Source organism: Vibrio sp. ArtGut-C1, from assembly GCF_002105475.1.
Lineage (GTDB): Bacteria > Pseudomonadota > Gammaproteobacteria > Enterobacterales > Vibrionaceae > Vibrio > Vibrio diabolicus.
Window position 1 is genome coordinate 118,332 of record NZ_NCTH01000014.1, and the last position, 8,168, is coordinate 126,499.

Sequence of the window (8,168 nt, forward strand, 5' to 3'; positions counted from 1 at the left end):
TTCAATGTTATAGTAATGCAAATCCTTCTGTTAGCAGATGTCAATTGCTTGTAGATTGATGTATAGTTTTGGCTAATGTAACAAGTGACGGTAACAGTTTGATTAAAAAGTTTTTGCTCGGTTTTGCAACTGTATTGCCGCTTTTTTCGGCACCTGCATTTTCCGATTCACTACCAGAAAGAATAGATACGTTTACAGAGCTATTTAATTATGAAGTAGCTCTTAAATCGTATGATATTCGTATTCTGCAATCAAATTATCCTACCAAGTTACTTGCGCCAGATTCGCTTCTGCCGCAAACGTCTGACTATCCGTTAAAAGATATACAACAGCTTTACAGCTTAGCGAATACTTGTCGTGGTAAATTGCCACTGAGTCCTTTAATTACTGAGCCGTTAGTATTTACAAGAGCTATCTGTAAAGGGACGCAACTGACACCACGTTGGTTTTCGCGTAGTGGCCTCATTCACCCTGGTGGTGGGACTTATGCTGCACGCTATGTGGATAAGTATCCAGAACTCAAACCCAAGCTTGCTCAATACATGCATATTAAAGAGCGTGACAATGAGGAAGGGGATGAGTTGTTAGAAAGCTTGAAAAACATGGACGACGACGCCATTAATGCTTTGATTGCAGGCGCGAGCATGTTTATCGAAGGTAACGAACTTTGGTTACGACGTGGTGACCGTTACTTTGTCTTCGAGAAAGATATCTGGGAAGAAAACGTCGCTAATGCGGGTTTGTCATACGCTCTAGCGTCTCAAAGCAAAAGTTGCTTTGTTAAACGAGGCAATATTTGTTGGGATGTAGAAGATCACTCACAAGTTTTGCGGATCAGTATGATCATACTGGTAATCGCAAATATTCTTCTAGTGATTGGTTGGGCTGTATACCGCTGGAATAGTAAGCGAGAAGAGCTCCGTAGTAGAATGCTTGTGTTGCAAATTTTAACGCATGAGCTCAGAACACCGATTGCATCTCTATCACTGACGGTTGAGGGCTTTCGCCGAGAGTTCGAGCATCTACCTGAAAGCGTGTATGACGAGTTTCGCAGATTGTGTGAAGATACACGTCGTTTGCGTCAATTGGCAGAAGCGAGTAAAGATTATTTGCAATCTGATAACCAAATGCTTGCAACAGATTGGGTTCTGTCTGTCGCAGACTGGTTAGAATTTAAGATCGAAGAAGAATTTGATAGTGCCGTGCTTTTCAATATCAATGAAGATGTGGCTGCTAAAGTTAATGTGTACTGGTTAGGAACTTGTATCGATAACTTGCTTCGTAATGCGCTTAAGTACGGTATTGCACCAGTTGAATTGGATGTTTCAACTAGTGAAGAAAAAATAGTATTCCAAGTCCGAGATGCTGGTGGCCTAACGGCTAAAGATTGGGCAAATTTGAAGAAACCGTTCGTCAGTAAGAGCGGGTTAGGACTTGGGTTAACAATCGTTGAATCTATGGTAGGCCGCATGGGCGGAAAAATGTCCCTGATGGGACCACCTACAACCTTTATATTGGAGATACCTTGTGAAACAGACACTGCTTCTCGTTGAGGACGATAAAAACTTGGCTGATGGCCTGTTAGTAAGCCTGGAACAAGCAGGATATGAGTGTTTACATGTGGAACGTATTGCAGACGTAGAACCACAATGGAAAAAAGCTGACTTGGTTATTCTCGATCGCCAACTCCCAGATGGTGACTCTGTACAATGTCTCCCAGAATGGAAACAGATTAAAGACGTACCAGTTATCTTGCTAACGGCACTTGTTACCGTAAAAGATAAAGTTGCAGGCCTTGATTCCGGCGCGAACGACTACTTAACGAAGCCTTTTGCTGAAGCGGAACTCTTTGCGAGAATCCGTGCACAGCTACGAGCACCGGATTCAGCAGAGCAAAGCAGCGCTGATAAAGTGATCACAAAAGACTTAGAAATTGATCGTTCAACTCGTGAAGTTACCTATAAAGATGAGCTAATTACGTTAACTCGTACAGAGTTTGATCTACTGCTATTTTTAGCGTCGAACTTAGGTCGCGTGTTTACTCGTGATGAGCTACTTGACCACGTTTGGGGTTATAATCACTTCCCAACAACACGTACTGTGGATACGCACGTATTGCAGCTTCGTCAAAAACTGCCAGGACTGGAAATTGAAACACTTCGCGGTGTTGGCTACAAGATGAAAGCATAAGTCATAATGAAAACACTACTCCCCGTAGTTCTCTCATTAGCGTTAGTGAAACCAGTCCATGCAATGGACTGGTTTCAAACTAACACGCCTTTAACGCAGGCACATCAACACTTACTTGAAGATGATCTTGCCGGTATGTTCAACTCTCTTGTTGAACTGTGGCAAACGGAACCAAGTAAAGATTTGACTCCTCATCTCAATGACCTTCTTGGTCAGTCACTATCTAAAAACTGTGGCAAGTCTCTCACTGGTGTAACGCTGCCTGAATGGATAAGTGGCGTGAACGTTATTCGTCAGACTATCCAAAGCCCTGGGCGAGATACATTTAGGTTAGTGATCAAGCTAAGAGCTACAACTGACATCGAAAATATTTCATTTAATCGATGGGTGGATGATTCTATATCCGCAGACAGTTCATTCAGTTATGAAGAACAGCCGAGCGGTACGGAATTAGCCAATGAGCGTAGTTATTCGAAACGCTATAACCTCACGGGTAAGCTTGAAGCAGGCTTGTATCACTTAACTATTGTTTCTAAAGATAAACAAGAGTATCGAACTTGGGTAATATTAGGAGATTCCAATTCTTCGCAATATGTTCGTTGGACATCTAAAGAGAATTGGAAAGTAGAAAAGAGCGCACTTCGTAATCCCCATTGTCCATTACCGCAACTTGAAGTTGGTTTATATGACTACATTGATGGTCAATACGAGCAAATGTGGAAAAAGACGTACGAGTCTAACTATCCCAATTCACTAGAGCTTGCGGGTGTCCCAAATGATAGATACGTGCTAGCAGTGAGTATCAACAGTCGTCGTTGGCAGGGCGATATAATTGTTGAGCAAGCTCAAACTATTAGCCGAACCTATGATCTTTCCCAAGAAGAATAGTTAAAGAAATACCATTTGTGCCGATAAAGGTTCAGGAAGAACCAAAATCACAAGTGTAGTATGAAAACCAAATATAAAATTCTAGCCACCTCAGTTGCCACCACACTTTTCGCAAACGTTGCTTCGGCTGCCACTTATGCGATAGAAGCTCGTAGCGATGCGATGGGTGGCGTTGGTACGGTATCAGCAACTTATCTGACTGCTCCTTTTTTCAACCCCGCACTTACTGCAATTTATCGCCGAAACGACGATGCAGGAATGATCGTGCCAAGTTTTGGTGGTAACTACGATGATCAATATGATCTTGTCGATGAAATCGAACGCATCAGCAAATTGACCGATGTCGATGAAATCAAAAAATCGATGAATGCCATAGATGGAAAAAAAACTGACTTTGATCTTGGTGGCGTTGTCGCTATAGGTATTCCTAATAAATTTTTATCTGCAACTGCTTACGGTAAGTTATACACTGAATCATTCGTACAACCAAAAGTAGATACGTCAGGTACTAATCCGTTAGACGATAGCTACGTACAAGGTGTTTCTATTGGTGTTGCTGAAGCAGGTGTATCACTTGCTAAATACACCAACTTTATGAATCAACACCTTTCATTTGGTGTTACGCCTAAACTTCAGCGTATTTATACGTACTCTTACGCCACGAGTTTTCAGAATTTCGATACCAAAGACTTACGTGAACATGAGACAGCGGAAACGATGTTTAACTTGGATGCGGGCGCGCTTTGGTTCTTTGGCCCATATCGTGTCGGTATTTCAGCAAAAAACTTGATCGGAAGAGACGTTAAAACAAAATCGTTCATGTATGGCAGTGATACGATAAAATCATACGAATACAGCATGCGTCCCGTATATACGGTCGGGGCAGGGGTTGTTGCCGATTACTTTACTATGAGTGTCGACTACGATCTTAATGAAGAAAAACGTTTTTCATCCTTTGATGATAATACACAAATGATTCGAGCTGGTATTGAATTTGATATCTTGCGTCAAATGGCATTGCGAGCGGGTTATATGAAAAACTTAGCTCGAAGTAGCGACGAAGGTACCATTACTGCAGGTATTGGACTGTCTCCACTTAAGTTGATCGAATTAGATATTGCTGCTCAGTACACGAACGAGAACGCAATGGGGGCATCCATTAATTTCCTTGCGACCTATTAATTGAATCGTTATAGTCTGCTCCTCAAAATGAGGAGCTTTTTTATGTTTGACGATTTACCCCCTCTATCTCACCAAGAGCAACAACAAGCTGTAGAGAAAATTCAAGAATTGATGGCGAAGGGCACAAGTACAGCAGAAGCCATCAAAATTGTTGCCGAACAGATTCGATCTGAGTACGCAGAAAAACAACAGCAACAAAACTAATTAATTCATATCAGGGCTTTGGCCCTGTTTTTTGGTCCTCATATTTATCCTCAAATATTTTCATACCTTAACGTAGTTACGTCGTAACGTTATTTCTATACCTTTCAATTTATTCAACTTCCTCTATTCTGTACTAAGCAGTTAGTAAAATTTTACTTATTTAAGTTAACCTTGATGCGTTCTGGCTTGAACGAATATGGGGTGAAATGCTATTTTTTAAATTAAAATTAATAAAATCAGTAACTTGTGTTGGTTTTTTGTCTTGTGGTTATGTTTCGATCATCTTTTTGTGTAATTAAATTACAAGATGATGATTGGGTATGTTTTCAAGTAGAGGATTATGCTGTGAAGATAAAAAAGACACGTTGTAACAGAAAAATAAAATCTGAATATAGTTATATAGTTGACGTTATATAGACAGTAAGTGCTCGCAGACGTATGTCGGTTTTAGGTTGAACATAGGAGTGTTGGACTCTGTTTTAACTCTAAATCTTGTCTTTAATTCAGTGTTGTCTATGAAATAACTCTTAATCTTGATCGATGGATTACACGAAAAAATTACTTATTGCCAAGTGGTTTTACTAAACTAGGCGACGTTGTAATTAGGAATATAAAACAAGCTGCAATAGAAATTGACAGGGTTTAGAAGCGTAGTGACGGCGTAACGTGGGTTTGTTTGCGTTAGTTACATAGTTATGTACATCTTAAGGAGGGAGAACAAAATGGGCCACATATCAATAACTGGTTCCTAAGTCACTAGTTGACTTCACGAGCCTTCAATGGCTATTAGATAGCTGATCGCTCGCTGTTTCCACATTCTTATATCAAACTCCCATATTTTCATGAAATATGAGTTTAGACATTGCATTCGCTCTTAGTGAACTAGACTTACTATAAGCACATGAAAACTAACTAGGAGAGAAAGAATGAGTTACAAGCACGTTTTAGTCGCTGTTGATTTATCTCAATCTAGCCAAGTCGTTATCGAAAAAGCAATAACTCAAGCAAAGAACTCGAACGCCAAACTTTCATTCGTTTATGTGGATGTTGATCGTGTGATCATGGAGCCGAAAGAAGAACAAAAGTTGCAAAAGGAGCTACAAGAACTCGCTGATAAATGCCTATATCCAGTACACGAGACGATGGCAGTTATCGGTGACCTTCATATCAAATTGTCGGGAATCGTAAAAAAAGAGGGAATAGACCTAGTAGTCTGCGGTCATCATCATAATTTATTGAGCCGTTTCTTTTCATCGGTACCAAGGGTAGCGAATGAGGTTGAAGCAGATTTATTGATTGTTTACTTGGATGAGTGACAGTAACGCAGGTTTGTGCCACATCTTTTGTAATCCCGTTTTTCGCATATTAAAAAGCCGAACGTTTGCGTTCGGCTTTGCGTATGATTGACAACAAAATAACTAACCAGGAATGGCAGATGCCTCTTGGGATAAAATAGATGCAGACTCTGCGTTTGACTGCAAATCAAAATGCACGTTAACTTGCACACCTTCTCGCTCAAAAGTGACATCATCAAAATCGGTCATAGCAATTTTGAATCCATTTCTAGCAAAAAAGCCAGTCACCATAGTTCGCTGCTTAATTTCTAGTGCAGACGCGAGTAGCTTATCCATGGCATTCTCCTTGGTTATTGTGGGGATATGGGTAGAAGATACACGCAGAACGGTATGAAATCAATTTAATATAAAGCTGCTTTCGATTAAATTTTTAATGTAAGTCAATCTATCGTTTAACCCACGTGATTTATTCCACGCAAAGCCTTGATAATGAAACGGTATAGCATCTCATGTTGTGATAACAAGCATAAAGTTGGGGATTTTCATAAATGCCTAACGAGGCTCTTTGAAACAATACGTTACAAAGCTTCTCGCTAGATCTCATGAGTTATCAAAGGAAAATTATAAACCTGAAAAGCCATCCTAAAGTGATTCATTTTTCAATATTTTTGATAACTCAGACCTAATAAAAGTAGATATTTCAGCTAGCTTTCTTGGTAAAGGGTTTTGATAAGGGTAGGCGATATACATGGAGCGTTCTATATCAAAATTTTGTGAAATTTGGATATTGTTGTCTATATGGTTACCTTTTACAAGGTAATTTGGAATGACGCCAACCCCAACACCCTCAGAGACAAAGTTTATTAAAATAGAGGTGTTATCAACTTCGATAATGTCAGTGTACTGCTTTTTAATTGATTCCTTATTCGAGTGATTCTTGTAGATTAATAGCGTGTTGTTATTGGCATTGTTAACTGTAGATATTAAAACATCGTTATAATCACCGATTTTATGTGCAATCAGAGTGTCATCAATAATATTATTAAGCCTAATCGCTAAATCTACATTGCTTTCTAATAAATTCTCAACATTGTTACTTGATGATATTTCAAAGTTCACTGCTGGATATCGTTCTTGTAAGCCTTTAAGAACAGAACCAAAAATAGAAGAGGCTATAGAATTGGGCATTGTAATTTTAAACTTTCCATTAATGCATTCACTCAACGAGCTAGCTCTGTAATTTAACTCCTGCAAGCTCTCTAACGTTTTGATGGCAAGCTCTCTAATGCTTTCGCCATGATCAGTTAAAACGAGTTTTCTTGTTGTCCTGTGGACGAGTGTTACACCAAGTTGTTTTTCTAATGCCGCTAACTGCCTGCTGACTTGAGCTTTCGACTTTCCAAGTTCTTTTGATGCCTCTGTAAGAGAGAGGTGTTTACAAATGGCTGCAAAGCAGACCAGCTCATTGTTCATCAATTCCATGATTGTTACCTTTTTGCAACTCTGAGTCACGTTGTCTTTTAATGGTAGGGAAAGTATAACTTGCATCAACGGAGGGGGACAATGATATTTAAAAGCCGTCATGAAATAATGGCAGACTACTATCTTAATAAAACTATATTGGATATTAAGTTAAACAAATATCCTGAAGAAATTAACTCAATCGAATTAAATAACGAAAAGGAAAAACTAAAATAAAATTAATGTAAGAACCACTAGTGAGTTGAGTGAACATATGAAGAAAGATCTAGGTATAGATTGAAAAGTAGAGAGTTTACGTTCCTATAAAGCTAATGTAATACTTACACTTTTGGGATGAACAATACGTGCCCATAAGTGAGAACATTGAATTTTCTCATCCTTTCGATAGCTTAAAACATAAGTTATCGAAAGGATATAATGAGATTTGAATACAAAGGCTTTAAGCAATCGTTAGGTTGCTTATCTGATATAACTTAAACACTAGCTCATGCCCAGCAGAGTTAGTATCAGAACTTCAAGAACGCCAGCAAAAGATCTTGTTAACTCAGAAAATTGCAGAGAAATAATGGAATATCCAATCCAACTGTTCGTCTACTTGAATGAGCAAGATGCAGAACAAACGCGTATAGTGTCGAAAGTAATCAAAGATACAGTGCAGGAACTTAATCGGCTACACGGTTTTAAAGTTGATGACTGGTTCTTATCAAGTGGTCGCTGTGGTGAAATAAAAGTTCATGGTCCATACAATACAGCCGATGAAGCCTGCAAGGCCGCAAAAGCCAAATACGGTGTAACTAAGCTGACATCGCCACTGCTAATCTCCTAACTCTAAAGTGCGCATTATGGGTGAGTGTTATGTTGAGTGGTTCGCCTTTGGCCTAGAACGCGCAAAGGGTGGGCGAGAGACTTGCTCATTGTCGGCTTGCC

9 protein-coding genes are annotated in these 8,168 nt (G+C 39.4%); 7 read left to right on the top strand and 2 right to left on the bottom strand.

The window, feature by feature from the left end:
- Positions 1-98 precede the first annotated feature (98 nt).
- From vxrA to B7360_RS14085, 6 genes are all read left to right on the top strand, one after another.
- Positions 99-1,553 (top strand): sensor histidine kinase VxrA, encoded by a 1,455-nt coding sequence (gene vxrA, locus B7360_RS14060; protein WP_085343802.1) that lies wholly within the window; start codon positions 99-101, stop codon positions 1,551-1,553.
- Positions 1,528-2,190 carry a response regulator transcription factor VxrB gene (vxrB, locus tag B7360_RS14065; RefSeq protein ID WP_005394480.1) on the top strand — a complete coding sequence of 221 codons (663 nt, stop codon included), beginning with the start codon at positions 1,528-1,530 and terminating at the stop codon, positions 2,188-2,190. Before vxrA ends, vxrB begins: the two co-directional genes overlap by 26 nt.
- 6 nt (positions 2,191-2,196) lie before the next feature.
- The gene (locus B7360_RS14070; RefSeq protein ID WP_005394478.1) at positions 2,197-3,078 is read left to right on the top strand and encodes a DUF2861 family protein; all 882 of its coding nucleotides are present in this window, start codon (positions 2,197-2,199) and stop codon (positions 3,076-3,078) included.
- Between the two features lie 60 nt (positions 3,079-3,138).
- Complete coding sequence (locus B7360_RS14075; RefSeq protein ID WP_046875459.1) at positions 3,139-4,260, top strand: conjugal transfer protein TraF; 1,122 nt, start codon at positions 3,139-3,141, stop codon at positions 4,258-4,260.
- A gap of 42 nt (positions 4,261-4,302) precedes the next feature.
- Positions 4,303-4,464, top strand: coding sequence for a YoaH family protein (locus B7360_RS14080; RefSeq protein ID WP_005394474.1), 162 nt, complete (start codon positions 4,303-4,305; stop codon positions 4,462-4,464).
- 926 nt (positions 4,465-5,390) lie between these two features.
- Entirely contained in the window at positions 5,391-5,780 is a 390-nt protein-coding gene (locus B7360_RS14085) for a universal stress protein (protein WP_012842271.1), read from the top strand.
- 102 nt (positions 5,781-5,882) lie between these two features.
- Here the strand turns inward: B7360_RS14085 and B7360_RS14090 are convergent, their stop codons facing one another.
- Both B7360_RS14090 and B7360_RS14095 read right to left on the bottom strand, forming a co-directional pair.
- Positions 5,883-6,095, bottom strand: a complete 213-nt coding sequence (locus tag B7360_RS14090) for a hypothetical protein (RefSeq protein WP_012842272.1) — start codon at positions 6,093-6,095, stop codon at positions 5,883-5,885.
- 306 nt (positions 6,096-6,401) lie between these two features.
- Positions 6,402-7,241, bottom strand: coding sequence for a LysR family transcriptional regulator (locus tag B7360_RS14095; RefSeq protein WP_085343798.1), 840 nt, complete (start codon positions 7,239-7,241; stop codon positions 6,402-6,404).
- Between the two features lie 565 nt (positions 7,242-7,806).
- Here B7360_RS14095 and B7360_RS14100 point away from each other — a divergent pair.
- A complete protein-coding gene (locus B7360_RS14100) occupies positions 7,807-8,067 on the top strand; it encodes a hypothetical protein (protein ID WP_085343799.1) in 261 nt (86 codons plus the stop codon).
- The last annotated feature ends 101 nt before the right edge of the window (positions 8,068-8,168 follow it).